The sequence below is a fragment of the Gottfriedia acidiceleris genome (assembly GCF_036421055.1).
In the GTDB taxonomy this organism is placed as follows: Bacteria; Bacillota; Bacilli; order Bacillales; family Bacillaceae_G; genus Gottfriedia; species Gottfriedia acidiceleris_C.
On the sequence record NZ_JAZGQS010000001.1, the window covers coordinates 158231 to 174420 of the forward strand.

At 33.4% G+C, this 16190-nt stretch carries 10 protein-coding genes and 1 riboswitch; of the genes, 8 read left to right on the forward strand and 2 right to left on the reverse strand.

Features of this window, described 5'->3' with window-relative positions; translation table 11 throughout:
* The first annotated feature begins 15 nt into the window (after positions 1 to 15).
* The gene (locus RAH41_RS00740; RefSeq protein WP_331219879.1) at positions 16 to 2769 is read left to right on the forward strand and encodes a dynamin family protein; all 2754 of its coding nucleotides are present in this window, start codon (positions 16 to 18) and stop codon (positions 2767 to 2769) included.
* Positions 2770 to 2835: 66 nt separating this feature from the next.
* Here RAH41_RS00740 and RAH41_RS00745 read toward each other — a convergent pair whose 3' ends face one another.
* Positions 2836 to 3090: a hypothetical protein gene (locus RAH41_RS00745; protein ID WP_331219880.1), complete on the reverse strand. Its 255-nt coding sequence runs from the start codon at positions 3088 to 3090 to the stop codon at positions 2836 to 2838.
* 497 nt (positions 3091 to 3587) lie between these two features.
* On the opposite strand from RAH41_RS00745, the gene RAH41_RS00750 reads away from it, so the two are divergent.
* The 4 genes from RAH41_RS00750 (at position 3588) to RAH41_RS00765 (ending at position 9437) form a co-directional block, all read left to right on the forward strand.
* Positions 3588 to 5297: a S53 family peptidase gene (locus RAH41_RS00750; protein ID WP_331219882.1), complete on the forward strand. Its 1710-nt coding sequence runs from the start codon at positions 3588 to 3590 to the stop codon at positions 5295 to 5297.
* 504 nt (positions 5298 to 5801) lie between these two features.
* A complete protein-coding gene (locus tag RAH41_RS00755) occupies positions 5802 to 6530 on the forward strand; it encodes a GntR family transcriptional regulator (protein ID WP_331219884.1) in 729 nt (242 codons plus the stop codon).
* Positions 6527 to 8065, forward strand: a complete 1539-nt coding sequence (gntK, locus tag RAH41_RS00760; RefSeq protein ID WP_331219886.1) for a gluconokinase — start codon at positions 6527 to 6529, stop codon at positions 8063 to 8065. Before RAH41_RS00755 ends, gntK begins: the two co-directional genes overlap by 4 nt.
* A 25-nt stretch (positions 8066 to 8090) precedes the next feature.
* Complete coding sequence (locus tag RAH41_RS00765) at positions 8091 to 9437, forward strand: GntP family permease (protein ID WP_331219888.1); 1347 nt, start codon at positions 8091 to 8093, stop codon at positions 9435 to 9437.
* Positions 9438 to 10155: 718 nt separating this feature from the next.
* On the opposite strand, the gene RAH41_RS00770 is transcribed toward RAH41_RS00765, so the two are convergent.
* A complete protein-coding gene (locus RAH41_RS00770; protein ID WP_331219890.1) occupies positions 10156 to 10941 on the reverse strand; it encodes a TrmB family transcriptional regulator in 786 nt (261 codons plus the stop codon).
* 111 nt (positions 10942 to 11052) lie between these two features.
* On the opposite strand from RAH41_RS00770, the gene RAH41_RS00775 reads away from it, so the two are divergent.
* The 3 genes from RAH41_RS00775 (at position 11053) to RAH41_RS00785 (ending at position 15596) form a co-directional block, all read left to right on the forward strand.
* The gene (locus tag RAH41_RS00775) at positions 11053 to 11814 is read left to right on the forward strand and encodes a TSUP family transporter (protein ID WP_419471541.1); all 762 of its coding nucleotides are present in this window, start codon (positions 11053 to 11055) and stop codon (positions 11812 to 11814) included.
* Positions 11815 to 12723: 909 nt separating this feature from the next.
* The gene (gene brnQ / locus RAH41_RS00780; protein ID WP_331219892.1) at positions 12724 to 14079 is read left to right on the forward strand and encodes a branched-chain amino acid transport system II carrier protein; all 1356 of its coding nucleotides are present in this window, start codon (positions 12724 to 12726) and stop codon (positions 14077 to 14079) included.
* 128 nt (positions 14080 to 14207) lie between these two features.
* Complete coding sequence (locus tag RAH41_RS00785; protein WP_331219893.1) at positions 14208 to 15596, forward strand: amino acid permease; 1389 nt, start codon at positions 14208 to 14210, stop codon at positions 15594 to 15596.
* Positions 15597 to 15851: 255 nt separating this feature from the next.
* Positions 15852 to 16051, forward strand: a riboswitch (cobalamin riboswitch).
* Positions 16052 to 16190: the final 139 nt, after the last annotated feature.

Here is a 16190-nt window from a genome sequence, read left to right on the forward strand (position 1 = left end):
ATAGAAGGTGATAACATGACAGTGGAAGTTAAAGTGAAAGTGAAAGAACAATTTATTAAAAAACAATTTTATAAATCGTATTTAAATGAAAATGAAAATAATATCCATCCTATTGCTGTTTTAGCTGAACTTTACAGAGAACAAAATGATGATATGGATCTTTCATCAATCCGATTTGCACAAGGTGAAGTTTATTTTGAAAATAAAGATTTTGAATCTGCAGTTTTCAAATGGGAAAAAGTCGAAAACCAGTTAAGTGACTGGGCAAAGAAAAATATTGCTGATTCTTATTATGAAATTGGTGCATTTGAAACAGCAGAAAAGCTATATAAAGAAGTTAAAACAGATAGTAGTACTTTGACTTCTGAAATATTCTTAAATTTATTCTCTCTTTATATCGATGTTTCGAAATACGAGGAAGCAGATCGTATTATTAAAGAAGCAGTAAAATATAATCCTGATTATCCAAACGTAACGAGAATTGCACGTAATTTTTATGAAAAACATCATGATTGGACTAGTGCTGTAGCTTTAGCTTCAGATGAATCAATTCGTACAGAAGATTTAAAATGGTTTATTGTATTAAGAGAATACATTATGAATGGTGTAACAAAAGAAATGGCACCAAGTTACTTTGTGCAACCGCTACTATCATTGGCTAAAGTCGATCTTGAGCACTTTGAATTAATGGTAGAAGCACTTTGGAATAGTTACAGAGAACAATCAGTTTATGTAAATTGGTTACAAACATTCAATGATATGTTATTCCAAATCAACGTTGAGACAGGTGTGAAGTGGAATCGTTTGCCATCAATCTATTCAATGACATACGAAGAATTAGTTGAAGGTGATTATTTTGTAGCTCAACTTGAGGAAGTGATGCCAAGCTTCTTAACAAATTGGTTACGTATTACTGATATAAAAGGTGCAGTTTTAGCAACGACTGCAACACTTGCATGGGATCGATTATTCCCAGGGCGTATTGATTATCAAATTGTTGCTGACGCAGAAATGGCATTTGAACAGTTATTAAAAACGCCTGATTGCTTTGAAATTGGAAAAGAATTATTTGAAAACATCCTACAATGGTCTGCTTTAAATGAAATAGAAGTTGGAGACCGTTTTGAGTGGTGGACAAGTAAATTAACTCAATTTGAAAATACAACAATGCTTGTTGCAGGTACATCAGGTAACGGTAAATCTTCATTTGTTAACTCACTTTTAGGTGAGAAAATGATGGGTTCTTCTACAACAATGCCTGTATTATTTGAACAATCAAGTGATTCAAATATTATCGTATTTTCGAAGGAAGGAAATACACAGCTTGCTGAATTTGCAGATTTTTACGATTTAACAACTGTTGAAAATAATCTGTTAAAAGGTGATGAATTAGTATACTATAAATTACCAAATTCATTTTTAGAAAAACACCGTCTATCAATCATTGACACACCTGGAATAGATGGAAATCAGGTTAATACAAAAGCATTATTACAATCTGTAAAACTAGCAGATCGTCTTGTTTATGTTTTAAATGCTACTGCACCTTATACGGAAAACGAACGATCTTTACTAGTTAAAATTCATAAAGAATTACCAACTCTACCGATTCACTTTATTTTAAATAAGATGGATTCTATTTATAGTAAAGAGGAAATTGATCGAGTTCGCGCTGAAATCCAAACGAAAGTTAGACTAGATTTCCCTAGCGCTAAAGTTTTACCTTATTCTTCAATTTATAGTAATCAAGATCAATTTAAAGATTTAGAATTATTTATTGAGGATAACGTTCTTTCAACTGAAGCAAATTCTAAACAAACAGAAAAATTATTATTAGCTATTCGCAAATTAATTAATTTCCTATTAGAAAAACGAGTTGAGAAAGAAGACGAACTACGTGCTAACGTTGAATGGAATGAAGTTCTTGATGATAAATTAAATGGTCTATTACATTCTTTAAAAGATAAAGAAATGGAACATTTAAATACAATTAAAAGCTCGTATCGTGAATTAAAAGACGAATTAAAATATGACCTGAAGCTAAGTATTCCTGGTCTTCTAAAAGAGTGTAAGGAATTAATTAAAGAAGATAGTGATTTCGGTACAATTCTTGAAACGTTAAACGAAGAGATGAATCTTCGAATAGGTGAGTATGTAAGAGAGAATACTTTACCAAAACTAAATGAAGCTCTTCAAAGCTGGATTAAAGAATCAGGTATTTTATTAGAAGGTACTCAAGGCTACTTAGCTGAAATGAGTGATTCTTTAAATGAGTACATTGGAAATGAATATTTAAATCTTGAGTGTGATTTTAAAGTATTAGATGACTGGCGCCGTGATGCTGATCGAATGACTAGTATGACTCAGCTTGATGATATGAATATTTTATTAAATTCATCACCATCTCAATTTATCTTAAAGAGTTCAGGAATCTTATTAGGTTTACTGCCACAAAATAAATCAAAGCTTGTTGCTCAATATCAAAAGTATGTTGATAATGTCAACTATGATGATGTAACATCTGAATTATCAACGAAGTTTTTCTTACAATTTGAAATGTTTGAAAAAACATTACCAAGAGATTTATCAATGTTCCTACATGCTCCATTTGAGCAAATCCATCAATTAGTTGATGAAACAAGATTAGCAATTTCTAACTATAATCAAACTTTAGAAGATATGAAATCTAATCCAAGTATTTACTTCGATCCAATTACATTCTTCACAGTAAGATTAAGACAATTAGAGTTTTTAACATTACGTAAATAATAAAAAAAGAGTGTGCAATTTAGCACACTCTTTTTTCATACTGTTGAAATATTGTTTTATTTTAAACTACTCCTCTGTAATTTCTTCAAATGGAATATGTACAACGATTGTTTGGTAGCCCTCTTTAATTTTTACATAACCACCCCAAGGGATTTGGAGTATTAAAAAGGCTCCTTTTGTATCAATTGAAAAATGTGCAATTTTTTCATGTTCTTCATCGAGTAAAAGGACTTCCCGCTCATTCCCAACTGTTCTAATGCCAGGATGGCAATGTATTTGAATTTTCCAGTTGCCAAGCCTACTTAATAAGAAATGACTCATAAAATAGATCACCTTCTATCATTTAGTTTTTTTCAAATCAAACTATAGAACCTAAATAGGAAATCAGTTATGACACGAAAAATCAGGTGAGGGCATCTTTAAATTAATTCTATTCTAGAGAATGGGAACTTAAAACTATTTAGGGTATTCGAAATATATTTCTTACGAATAAAGGTTTCTCGGGTGAGAAAAAAAGTGGGGAAAATTTGAGAGTAATTTCAAAATGAATGTGAATTAGATTCCTTTAAGATTCTTAAAAATTCAATTAAAAAAAGTGTATGTTGAAGGAGATTTTAAATTTTACGTCAAACTCAAATCTTAAACATCTTTACATAAAGGTGTATTCTTGGAAGAAGGTGATACATAACCCAAAAACCGAGAGCCATAAACAATGACGGGGAAATTTAATAACATGGTAGTCGGGTAGCCTCAAATCGTCTTTTGTTTTCTAGATTTTTGGTAGGATCTTATTTAGGAACTAAGGAGAGGTGTAAAGGATGAAAAAAAGAAACCGAAAATTAATAGTACCGACTGTAGCTTCTTTGTTAACATTATCGATGTATTTTCCAGGAGGCTCCACTTTTGCGGCAGCTTCTAAACATGTACAACTTATTCAGGCAACTCCAACCGCTGCAAATCACGGCACTCCCATAGGTCACACAAACCGCAACTCTAAAGCTTCTCTAACTATTGCCCTTCAGCTAAGAAACAGCGATAAACTGGATAATTATATTGCCAGCTTAAAGGACCCTAATTCCATCAACTACAAGAAATACTTAACTCCCGACGAATTTAAAAATCAATATGGACCAACTGATACAACTGTTGCCAATGTTAAAAGCTATTTGACAAGTCAAGGCTTTCAAATCGAAAATGTTTCTTCCAATAACGCCTTTATTACCGTCAGTGGCACCATTGGTCAAATGGAGGATACTTTTGGTGTAAGCATAAATAACTATAAAGATTCAAGTGGCAATACCTATTATGCCAATGATCAAGCTCCTTCCATTCCCGCTAAATTTTCTGGAGTGATTACGAATGTTGAAGGTCTGAATAATGAACCACATTATACACATCCGAAAATTAGTAGTACATCGCTAGTCTCTCAACAGAATAAAGCGGTGACACCGAAAGTTGGCAGTGGTCAAGCAGGCGGTTACACACCAGCTGAATTAAAAGGTGCATACGATATCAACCCACTGGAAACTGTAGGGTATACTGGAACTGGCCAAACTGTAGCAGTCATGGAATTGGACGGATATAATGCAACTAATATAAGCACCTATAGCAACTACTATGGCCTAGGAAGCCCTGCTCCAACAAATGTATATGTTGATGGTTATAATGGCGCTGCAGGCCAAGGTGCAATTGAAGTTGAACTTGATATTGAGGTAATCAATGCAATTGCACCAAAAGCACAAGTGATTGTATACGAAGGGCCAAATAGTGCACAAGGCCTAATTGATACTTATCAAAAAATCGCCTCTGATAATAAGGCAAAATCAATTTCTGTTAGCTGGGGAATCGGTGAGCAGCATGAAGCAAGTGCGACGATGAATAGCTTACATACCATCTTCCAACAATTTGCTGCACAAGGACAAAGTATTTTTGCTGCGTCTGGTGACAATGGTGCCTACGATTCTGGAGGTAGAACTTTAGAGGTTGATAGTCCAGCAAATGACCCATATGTAACTGGTGTTGGTGGAACTCACCTGAACTTAAGCGGTACTTCTTACAGTTCAGAATCCGTTTGGAGTAACAAAACAACCAAATCAGGTGACGGTGGAGGATTATCCAAAGTATATGCTATGCCGTCATTCCAATCAGGTCCTGGTGTCCAAAACAGTTATTCGAATGGTAAAAGGGAGGTTCCAGATGTATCGGCAGCTGCCGACCCTAACACTGGATATTCTATCTATACTGGAGGTGCATGGCATGTAGTAGGTGGAACATCAGCTGCCGCACCATTATGGGCTGGAATCGCTGCACTCAATAATCAATTTGCAACAGCAAATGGCAAGGGCAACCTTGGACAAGCAAATCCAACTCTTTATCAAGTCTTTAATACAACTCAAAAATATGCAGCATATCATGATATTACTTCTGGAACAAACCTGTACTATCCAGCTACATCTGGCTATGATATGGCTTCAGGTATTGGGACACCAGATGCGTATAATTTAATTCGCGATATAAATGGGTTTTAAAGTAGTAATTGGCAGTCTCCAAATGAGGCTGTCGTTTTTGTTAAAGAGAGAAATTTAAAGCTAATCTAAAATTCACGTTTAAATGCAAATGAAGAAAATTCTTTAAAGAGTGGAGTAAACCTGTTAAAAAGTTTTTCAAGAATACCTCAATTCATGTAGAAATTTGTGGGAAATTAGGCAGCTAAATTATTTAGAAAAAAAGAACATGATGATTTTATTCTCCATGTTCTTTTTTTAATGCTTAAAGCACTACAAAGTCATTTCTATTGCTCTAATCTATTGATGTTATAGGAATCCTAAACTTGAATAGCTTACAAATTATTAATAGGAATTCTTAATTGGCGGGAGCGTCCTATTAAACAAACTAGTTGTAATAATCTGCACACGATATTCAAAATCTATAACATGATGGAGGATATTAAATAAAAGCGCTTGCATTTTTAAAAGTATGTTCTTATAATACTTGTATACAAGTATACTCGTATGGAAATGAGGGTGGACAAAATGTTAGAATCAAAGCAATATCTTTATCCGGAAAAATGGCTATCAAAAGCGTCAGCTGGTGATCGTGTAACTTATGAATTAAGGATGCAGATAATTTCTGGTCTAATTGAAAGCGGTACCAAGTTATCGGAAAATAAATTGGCTGCCGATTTTAATGTGAGTCGTTCTCCTATTCGAGAAGCATTAAAAACTCTAGCATCAGAAAATCTGATTCGTTTAGAGAGAATGGGTGCAGTTGTTATTGGATTAACTGAAAAAGAAATAGAAGAAATATATGATGTGCGTTTACTGATTGAAACGTTTGTATTCGAACGGTTGGTAAAATTAGATACGAAAGAATTGGTTATGGAACTAAGTAAAATTCTTGAAATGATGAAAATCGCAATAAAATATCAAGATGCCGATGAGTTTTCATTTCAGGATGTTTTATTCCATGAAACGATTATTCGAGCGATTGATCATTCATACATTTTGATGATCTGGAATAATGCAAAACCAGTTATGGAAGCGTTTATACTTTTATCAATGCGAGTAAGGTTCAAGGAAAAATATGAAGACTTTCAAAGAATAGTCGAAAATCATCAATTATATATTGATGCAATTAGCACGAAGAATAGAGACCTTATGATCCAATCTTTACATCAAAACTTTGATGATGTTCAAGGAAAAGTAGAGGATCTTTGGAGATCTCAACAAATGTTTTCAAAAGGAGTAGAACAAGAAAAATGACAAACTATATGTTAGGGTTAGACATTGGTACCACAAGCACAAAAGCCGTTTTATTTACTGAAAAAGGCGAAGTCATCCAACAAGAGAATATCGGTTACCCACTCTATACACCTGATATTTCAACGGCTGAACAAGACCCAGAAGAGATCTTTACAGCTTTAGTACAAGCAATTTCTAAAATAATGAAACAACATGCCCAAAAAGAGATATTATTTATTTCTTTTAGTAGTGCAATGCATAGCCTAATTGTTATGGATGAAAATGATCAACCATTAACGCCTTGTATTACATGGGCAGATAATCGAAGTGAGTCTTGGACTCATAAAATTAAAGATGAATTAAATGGACACGAAATATACAAACGAACAGGAACGCCTATTCATCCAATGTCCCCTTTAAGCAAGATTACATGGATTGTAAATGAACGACCAGAAATCGCACAAAAGGCGAAAAAATACATTGGAATTAAAGAATATATATTTAAAAAATTCTTTGATCAATATGTTGTAGATCATTCGCTTGCTTCAGCTATGGGTATGATGAATCTTAAAACATTAGATTGGGACGAGGGAGCTTTAAAAGTAGCAGGGGTTACTACTGATCAACTATCTAGATTAGTACCTACTACGGAGATTTTTACAAATTGTAATCCTGAGTTAGCTAGACAAATGGGAATTGATCCACAAACACCTTTTGTAATTGGTGCAAGTGATGGCGTACTTTCCAATCTTGGTGTGAATGCGATTCGAAAAGGAGAAATTGCAGTCACAATTGGGACAAGTGGGGCAATTCGAACCATTATTGACCAACCACAAACTGATGAAAAAGGACGAATATTTTGTTACGCATTAACAGAAAAACATTGGGTCATCGGTGGGCCAGTGAACAATGGAGGTATGGTATTTCGTTGGATTCGTGATGAATTTGCAGCTTCGGAAGTTGAAACCGCAAAAAGACTAGGTATTGATCCATATGAGGTTTTAACAAAGATTGCTGAAGGTGTTAAACCTGGAGCAGATGGTTTGATATTCCATCCTTACTTAGCGGGTGAACGTGCACCATTGTGGAACCCTGACGTTCGAGGCTCCTTTTTCGGCTTAACGATGGCACATAAGAAAGAGCATATGATTCGCTCTGCACTTGAGGGGGTTATATACAATCTTTACACTGTATTTTTAGCTTTACTTGAATGTATGGATGGCCCAGTATCTAAAATCCAAGCAACTGGTGGGTTCGCAAGATCAAATGTATGGCGTCAGATGATGTCCGATATTTTTGATTTAGATGTAGTTGTACCAGAAAGTTATGAAAGTTCTTGTCTTGGTGCTTGTATTCTTGGTCTTTATGCAACAGGAAAAATAGAAACTTTTGAAGTAGTATCTGATATGGTCGGTCATACTCACAAACATACTCCAAATGAAGATGCAGTAAGAGAATATCGAGAGTTATTGCCAATCTTTATTAGCTTATCGAGAGTATTAGAAAAAGATTATAATCGGATAGCTAATTATCAAAGAGGATTAATTAATAAATAATAAATAGATATACGGGGGGATTTATATGCCACTAGTTATAGTAGCAATAGGGATTTTAGTATTACTTTTTTTAATCATGAAATTTAAATTAAACACTTTTATTTCGTTAATCATTGTTTCATTTGGAGTTGCTTTAGCACTTGGAATTAAACCAGATAATATCGGAACAACTATTGAAGCTGGATTAGGCGGAACACTTGGACATTTAGCATTAATTTTTGGACTTGGTGCAATGCTTGGTAAGTTGATTGCAGACTCTGGTGGCGCACAGCGAATTGCGATGACACTTGTTAACAAATTCGGTGAAAAAAACATTCAATGGGCAGTTGTTGTTGCTTCGTTCATTATCGGAGTCGCTTTATTTTTCGAAGTAGGATTAGTGTTATTAATTCCAATTGTATTTGCAATATCAAGACAATTAAAAGTTTCTATTTTATATTTAGGTATTCCAATGGCGGCTGCTCTATCTGTTACACACGGTTTCTTACCGCCACACCCAGGTCCGACTGCAATCGCTGGTGAATATGGTGCAAATCTTGGCGAAGTATTACTTTACGGTTTTATTATTGCAATACCAACTGTTATTATCGCTGGTCCATTATTTACAAAGCTTGCTAAAAAGCTAGTACCGGCATCCTTCACAAAAACGGGTAATATTGAATCTTTAGGTGAACAGAAATCATTTAAACTTGAAGAAACTCCTGGTTTTGGAATCAGTGTTTTTACAGCTTTACTTCCAGTTATTTTAATGGCAATTGCAACAATCATTAATTTACTGCAAAAAACAATAGGATTTGCAGATAATAGTTTCCTTGTTGCGATCCGCTTTATTGGTAATGCAGGTACTGCCATGGTGATTTCATTATTAGTTGCAATCTATACAATGGGATTAGCTAGAAAAATACCAATTAAAGAAGTTATGAATTCTTGTACAACTGCAATTACTCATATTGGTATGATGCTATTAATCATTGGAGGTGGCGGTGCCTTCAAACAAGTTTTAATTGATGGCGGTGTTGGTGACTATGTAGCAGAGTTATTCAAAGGAACTTCAATCTCACCGATTTTACTTGCTTGGATTATTGCAGCAATCTTACGAATTTCCTTAGGTTCTGCTACTGTAGCAGCTTTAACTACTTCTGGTTTAGTTATTCCAATGTTAGGTCATACAGACGTTAACTTAGCTTTAGTTGTTCTAGCAACCGGAGCTGGTAGTTTAATAGCTTCACACGTTAATGACGCAGGCTTCTGGATGTTTAAAGAATATTTTGGGTTAAGTATGAAAGAAACTTTCTTAACTTGGACATTACTAGAAACAATTATTTCCGTTTGCGGATTGGTCTTTATTCTTTTACTAAGTTTATTCGTATAATCTGAAAAAACAGCAGGATGTTTTACTTTTTCCTACCGTTGGTTAATTAATCATTAAGGGCAGTATCCTTATTATAATACTTAGATTCTTTTACGTATTATAGTGGTGGTTTACTGCTCTTTATTTTATTATCGTTCAGTTTTTGAGAACCAATCGAAATTCTAGGAAGAAGTCGACAATTTCAACATGGTAATCTATTGGGTAATGATACCCTTTACTAATTCAAATATGTAGTTCTACAAGGATTATCAATTTGAGACTTAGTTCATAATATTGTTTTAGTCAAAGAGACCTATATGTAAAGATATTAATAGTAGCTGTCCTTTCTTTTGTTAATAATTTTGGACTGGTAAAAACACAGTACAAATGATACGAATATTCTTTTAGTGAGTTTAAAAAACATTTAATTTGAAGTAACACAATTTCCTAAAATATGAAATCTAATTGTTAAAATTCTATTAGATTAAAAGACATAGAACGCCTATCTTACCTGTGCTAAGTATTGGAGCATTTATATTTCAGTAATCATCATCTTGCATTTTTATAAATTAAATGGCATCATTTGGTCTTTTACACTTACTGAGGGGATAACGTTCTTTATGGGTGCTATTCTAATGCATATTAAATTCAAACCTTAACATGTTGATAGACAATAGACAAAGCATAAGTACCTTAAGATCCTTATGCTTTAGTTTATTTGATTCTTTGAATTTGCTTATTATGATTCCGAGAAAAAAGCGCTTCGCTCAGAAGTAATCCATTGCTCTAAATCGTCTTTGCTACGTCGAACAAGTCTATTCACTAGCACATCGTGCCATATATAATCCTCTAATAAGTAAATATGAACTGGATCATTTGTATAAAAAGCAATACTACGATCTGCGATGGATGGTCCATAAATCATCTCTTTAGAATCAATGGACAAAATAAACCAATGGTCTGTAGACTTGGTCTCAGTAAATGGTGTTATTCGATGACTTTCTAATTTTCCAATTGGATTTTCGACGTGTAGAGTTATTCCTTGTATGGTTGCTTTTTCAGTCGCATGAACCAGTTCTTTTTTCAAAATCTCATACATTTCGTCCCACATTGAAATCACAATCCGTTTTTCTGCTTTTTTTATTAGCGTCTCACAATAGTTAATAATCGTTTTATAGTCTTTTAAAGTAATTACACGGTTGTCCAATTTTTCACCAAATGATTCTAGATCTTTTAAAGAGTCACTTATAACAGAATAAGTTGATTGCCACTCTGATTGGGCCTTCTGTAAAAAGATATCAACGGGCAGAGGCGAATATCGTGTCGTGTCATTTATTTCCTCCTTCAAGACGATTCCTTTTTCAACAAGATTACCTAATACATCATAAATACGTGCTCTTGGTATACCTGAGTCCTTGCTAACTTGGTAGGCTGTTACAGGACCTTGCTTAACGAGTGATACATAAGATTTAGCTTCATATTCGTTAAAACCTAATTTTTTGAACTGTTGCACTAGATCTTCCATTTCTTTCGCACTCCTATTTTTTGATTATGTAATAAATTTACAATAACTATTTACAGATAGCAATTTGTTAGTTACTATTTCAGTAGTGACTATTTTGAGAGGTTGATAGAAATGCATTTGGACTCATCTTTATTAATTATTTTAATTTGTTTTGGATTTTTAGCATCATTCATTGATTCTGTGGTTGGGGGTGGTGGATTGATTACGTTACCTGCATTATTATTCACTGGGCTTAATCCTGCCGCGGCAGTAGCTACCAATAAATTAGCAGCGACAATTGGCTCTCTAACAAGTACATTTATGTTTTATCGTTCTGGTAAACTCGAATTAAAATCAGTACTTAGATTTTTTCCACTCTCATTTATTGGCTCATTATTGGGTGCATACACTGTACATTTGCTAAACCCGGAACTTCTTAAGCCATTAATGTTAATTATGCTCGGAGCTGTAGCAATTTTTACTATTTTCAAGAAAGATTGGGGAAGTATTTCAACACAAAAAAAATTAACCAATTACCAAGTCATTATTTTTTTAGTTACGATATTTGCCATTGGCTTCTATGATGGGTTTATTGGACCTGGAACAGGATCATTTTTAATTTTTTCTTTTTTGTTAATTGGTTTTGATTTTTTAAAGTCTGCAGGAAATGCAAAATTTTTAAACTTTAGTAGTAATATTGCTGGATTGTTAATGTTTATGTTTTTAGGTCAAGTAAACTACACTTATGGGATCATAATGGGGATTGCACAAATAGCTGGTGCAATTTGTGGTTCAAAATTTGCAATAAAAAAAGGAAGTGGTTATGTACGTGCTTTGTTTATTGCAGTAACCTGTTTATTATTAGTGAAGAATATTTATGATTACATTCAATAACTAGTAAAATACAGTTTTTCTTTCAAAATCACAAAATGAAAGTGGAACTTTTAAATAACCATTGATGGCTAAGAAGGTAGGAAAATAGGACTGGATTCAAAAAAGGCACTCTAGTTTATCGAATGGGGTTAGATTGTTGAAACTTAAAATAGTCAATAGGAAAATGGATTTTAAGGGACATTTAATGATGATAAATAGCATTTTTGAATGAACTTTTAATGTTTTTAAAAGTTAATCTGTGAGAGCAATATCATTAATTAAATAACACTAGAAATGAATTTTTTAGATGTTAAAAATTTTTTGAGCTCTTTTAGAAAACATTTTCGATTTTTTAGTTAAAATATATGTTTGATCTTAATTGATCTACAATCTGATGAATATAAAACAGTTAGATTACTCTAAGTAAAGGCTATTTGATTAGGGGTTAAAGCATACTTTTTTTGATGAATAAGTTGATTGGAATGGAGGGGTGCTCGACTCCTATGGGATTAGCGAGAAGGCTAAAGACCCCGCAGGAGCGCCGAGGAGGCTCAGGTCTCGCCATGGAAAGCGAGCATCCTATAATGGAAATCAACATCACTCTACCCCTTTTACGATAATTTGATAATTAATTGACAAGGTAGTTTTTCTACAGCATGACCCCAGTTTATCAACTGGGGTGTTTTTTTTGACTTAAATATCATTAAAATCAAACTTTATTGCTCTACAACCAACAAAATAAAAGAGAATCGATTGAATTGGGTTTTATAGATTTGAATAATTTGTGACAAAATATAATTATGCTAATAAACAATATCTTATAATAATATTTTTTATTGAATTTGATGAAAATGTGAGGTAAGATTGTTTGGTCTGAAAATTAGTCCAATTGAGAAACTTTATACAAATTATTAATCGGAGTTGTTGTTTATGTTACCAAGAATACCAAATACTTTTATAATCATTCTAGGTTTTATGTTATTTGCACTGTTTTTTGGAGCAGGAAATCTAATTTTTCCACCCATACTTGGACAGTTAGCCGGAAAAAACTTATGGATTGCCAATGCAGGATTTTTAGTAACTGGAGTTGGATTACCATTGTTAGGTGTTACAGCCTTTGTTTTTTCAGGTGAAAAAAATTTGCAATCTTTAGCTAGACGTGTACATCCGTTGTTTGGTATTGTATTTACTACGGTTCTTTATCTAGCAATTGGTCCATTTTTTGCTATCCCTAGATCTGGGAATGTATCATTTGAAATAGGCGTTAAACCTTTTTTAACAAATGATGCAAATCCTGGTGCATTAATCATATTTACCATCTTATTTTTCACAGTTACTTGCTTGCTATCGCTTAATCCTTCAAAGATTATTGATGTAGTAGGAAAATTTCTAACTCCTATTAAGTTAACGTTTATCGGATTGCTTGTGGTTATTGCTATAGTTCATCCAATTGGGAAATTTCAAGAGCCATTCAAAGGATACACAACAAATGTGTTTTTTAAAGGTTTCCAAGAAGGTTATTTAACAATGGATGCGCTTGTAGCTTTTGTTTTTGGAATTATTATTGTAAACGCAATTAAAGGAAAAGGAGTTACTACTAAAAAACAGCTTATGATCGTTTGTGGAAAGTCAACAGCAATAGCTGCTTCACTTTTAGCAATAATCTATTCTGCTCTTTCTTATATGGGCGCATCAAGTGTGGAGAAACTTGGTCGATTAGATAATGGGGCTGAAGTTTTAGCGAAAGTTTCAGACTATTATTTTGGTTCTTATGGAGCAATATTATTAGGTTTAATGATTACAGTGGCATGTTTGACTACGAGTGTAGGTCTAATCACTGCTTGTTCTACCTTTTTTCATGAATTGTTTCCAACCATTTCTTATAAAAAAATTGCGATCATTATGACTGTATTTAGTACACTTATAGCAAATATAGGGTTAACACAGCTAATTAAAGTTTCAATTCCTGTATTAATGACACTATATCCTATCGCTATATCCTTAATTTTCTTAACATTCTTACACTATATATTCCAAGGTAGGTCAGAGGTGTATCAAGGTAGTTTGATTTTAACTTCTATTGTGAGTCTATTTGATGGGTTAAATTCAGCTGGGATTCAAATTGAAGTGATTCATAATTTTTTCACAAAGTACCTCCCGTTGTATAGTTTAGGTTTAGGTTGGATATTACCATCTATAATTGGTGGTTTTATTGGTTATTTTATTAGTATGTTACGTAAAAAAAATAAGAAAAATATTCCTACTTCAATTCGAAAGATAAGTTAATTATAGGAAATTAAAAAAGCTTTTTAACTGTAAATATTCTTAATAAGTTAGTAATGGTTTTGGGGGAGAATTTTTTTAAATTGATTCAAAAAGTGACACTTGTTTCATCAGAAAGGGGAGGGAATAGAATGGCAGAAAAAGAATTGAAAAAAGGATTAAAAGCACGCCATATTCAGATGATTGCTTTAGGCGGTACAATCGGTGTAGGGTTATTTATGGGTTCAACGAGCACAATTCATTGGACAGGCCCATCCGTAATGCTTGCTTATGCAATTTCGGGGATTTTTATCTTCTTCATTATGCGTGCGATGGGGGAAATGCTATACGTAGAGCCAAGTACAGGTTCATTTGCGACATTTGGCCATAAATATATACACCCTTTAGCAGGGTACATGACTGCTTGGAGTAACTGGTTCCAGTGGGTTATTGTTGGAATGTCAGAAATTATTGCAGTTGGGGCATATATGAAATACTGGTTTCCAGATTTACCTGCTTGGATACCAGGAATTATTGCAATTGCAATTCTTGGTGCAGCAAATTTAATTTCTGTTAAATCATTTGGTGAGTTTGAATTTTGGTTTGCAATGATTAAAGTCGTTACAATTTTATTGATGATTGTTGCAGGCTTTGGTCTTATTTTCTTCGGATTAGGAAACGGAGGAAATGCGATTGGAATATCAAACCTTTGGAAAAATGGCGGCTTCTTTACAGGTGGCTGGTCTGGTTTCTTCTTTGCACTTTCACTAGTTGTTGGAGCTTATCAAGGCGTTGAATTAATTGGTATTACAGCTGGAGAAGCAGAAAATCCGAAAAAAACATTAAAAGACGCGATTCAAAGTCTAATTTGGCGTATTTTAATTTTCTATATAGGCGCAATTTTTGTAATTGTAACAGTTTTCCCTTGGGATCAACTAAATTCGCTTGGTAGCCCGTTTGTTGTAACTTTTGCCAAATTTGGTATTACAGCGGCAGCTGGAATTATTAACTTTGTAGTAATTACTGCTGCGATGTCAGGTTGTAACAGTGGGATTTATAGTGCAGGACGCATGCTTTATACATTAGGTATAAATGGACAAGCACCAAAATATTTTACGAAAGTCTCAAATAACGGAGTGCCTTTATTCGGTACGATCGGTGTACTAATAGGTTTAGTAATAGGCGTTATTTTAAATTTTATTGCACCAAAAAACTTATTCGTGTATGTATACAGTGCAAGCGTACTTCCTGGAATGATCCCGTGGTTTGTCATTTTAATAAGTCATATTCGTTTCAGAAAAGTAAAGGGAGATGAAATTAAAAATCATCCTTTTAAAATGCCATTTGCACCATTTACTAACTACTTAACTTTAGCTTATCTAGTAATGGTATTAATCGGTATGTGGTTTAATGATGACACACGTATCTCACTTATTGTAGGAATTATTTTCTTGGGAATCCTAGTTATTTGTTTCTATGCTTTCGGTATCGGAAAACGTGTTCCAATAGATACTCAAACAGATGAAGATATAGCTAACTAATAATTGAATTGGTTTGATGGTAAGTTGTTCCTTCGAACATAGCTTTTCAATAATAAAGTAAACAATCAATGCGTTCGTATGATTAGATCAAACAGTAATAAACTGGATGAGACTAGAATACGAACGCATTTTTTAATTAGCTGAATGATGAAATCTATAAATACTCAGTGCAAAATAAAAAATTTTTTAAACAGTGCAAAAAATAAAAAAATAAATATTTTGACTATTTTTATATTTTATGACAAAATGTTAAAAACTAAATAGTAGGGAATAGGTGTAAATGAATTTAAAAGTTTGAAATCATTTACTTAAAAGGGAAGTTTGGTTTAATTCCAACACGGTCCCGCCACTGTAATAGAGGAGTAAATAAGAAGATGCCACTAATTAAAATAGGGAAGGCTTTTATTTACTATGATTCTTAAGTCAGGAGACCTGCCGATTCTAACGACGCTGTTTGACCTACGAGAGATAGGGAGGTGCCTTATGGAAAGAAAGCTTAAGTTAACGTATTCTAATTATTTATGTTTTCCAACTTAAAGGCATTTTTGTCTCTTATGAGGTAAAAATGCTTTTTTATTTTAGTTAAAAGGAGAG

What these genes read in the sequence shown, in the direction of transcription:
- RAH41_RS00740 (WP_331219879.1), top strand. Translation starts at nt 16, where the DNA reads ATGACAGTGGAAGTTAAAGTGAAAGTGAAAGAACAATTTATTAAAAAA.
- RAH41_RS00745 (WP_331219880.1), bottom strand. Translation starts at nt 3,090, where the DNA reads ATGAGTCATTTCTTATTAAGTAGGCTTGGCAACTGGAAAATTCAAATA.
- RAH41_RS00750 (WP_331219882.1), top strand. Translation starts at nt 3,588, where the DNA reads ATGAAAAAAAGAAACCGAAAATTAATAGTACCGACTGTAGCTTCTTTG.
- RAH41_RS00755 (WP_331219884.1), top strand. Translation starts at nt 5,802, where the DNA reads ATGTTAGAATCAAAGCAATATCTTTATCCGGAAAAATGGCTATCAAAA.
- gntK (WP_331219886.1), top strand. Translation starts at nt 6,527, where the DNA reads ATGACAAACTATATGTTAGGGTTAGACATTGGTACCACAAGCACAAAA.
- RAH41_RS00765 (WP_331219888.1), top strand. Translation starts at nt 8,091, where the DNA reads ATGCCACTAGTTATAGTAGCAATAGGGATTTTAGTATTACTTTTTTTA.
- RAH41_RS00770 (WP_331219890.1), bottom strand. Translation starts at nt 10,941, where the DNA reads ATGGAAGATCTAGTGCAACAGTTCAAAAAATTAGGTTTTAACGAATAT.
- RAH41_RS00775 (WP_419471541.1), top strand. Translation starts at nt 11,053, where the DNA reads ATGCATTTGGACTCATCTTTATTAATTATTTTAATTTGTTTTGGATTT.
- brnQ (WP_331219892.1), top strand. Translation starts at nt 12,724, where the DNA reads ATGTTACCAAGAATACCAAATACTTTTATAATCATTCTAGGTTTTATG.
- RAH41_RS00785 (WP_331219893.1), top strand. Translation starts at nt 14,208, where the DNA reads ATGGCAGAAAAAGAATTGAAAAAAGGATTAAAAGCACGCCATATTCAG.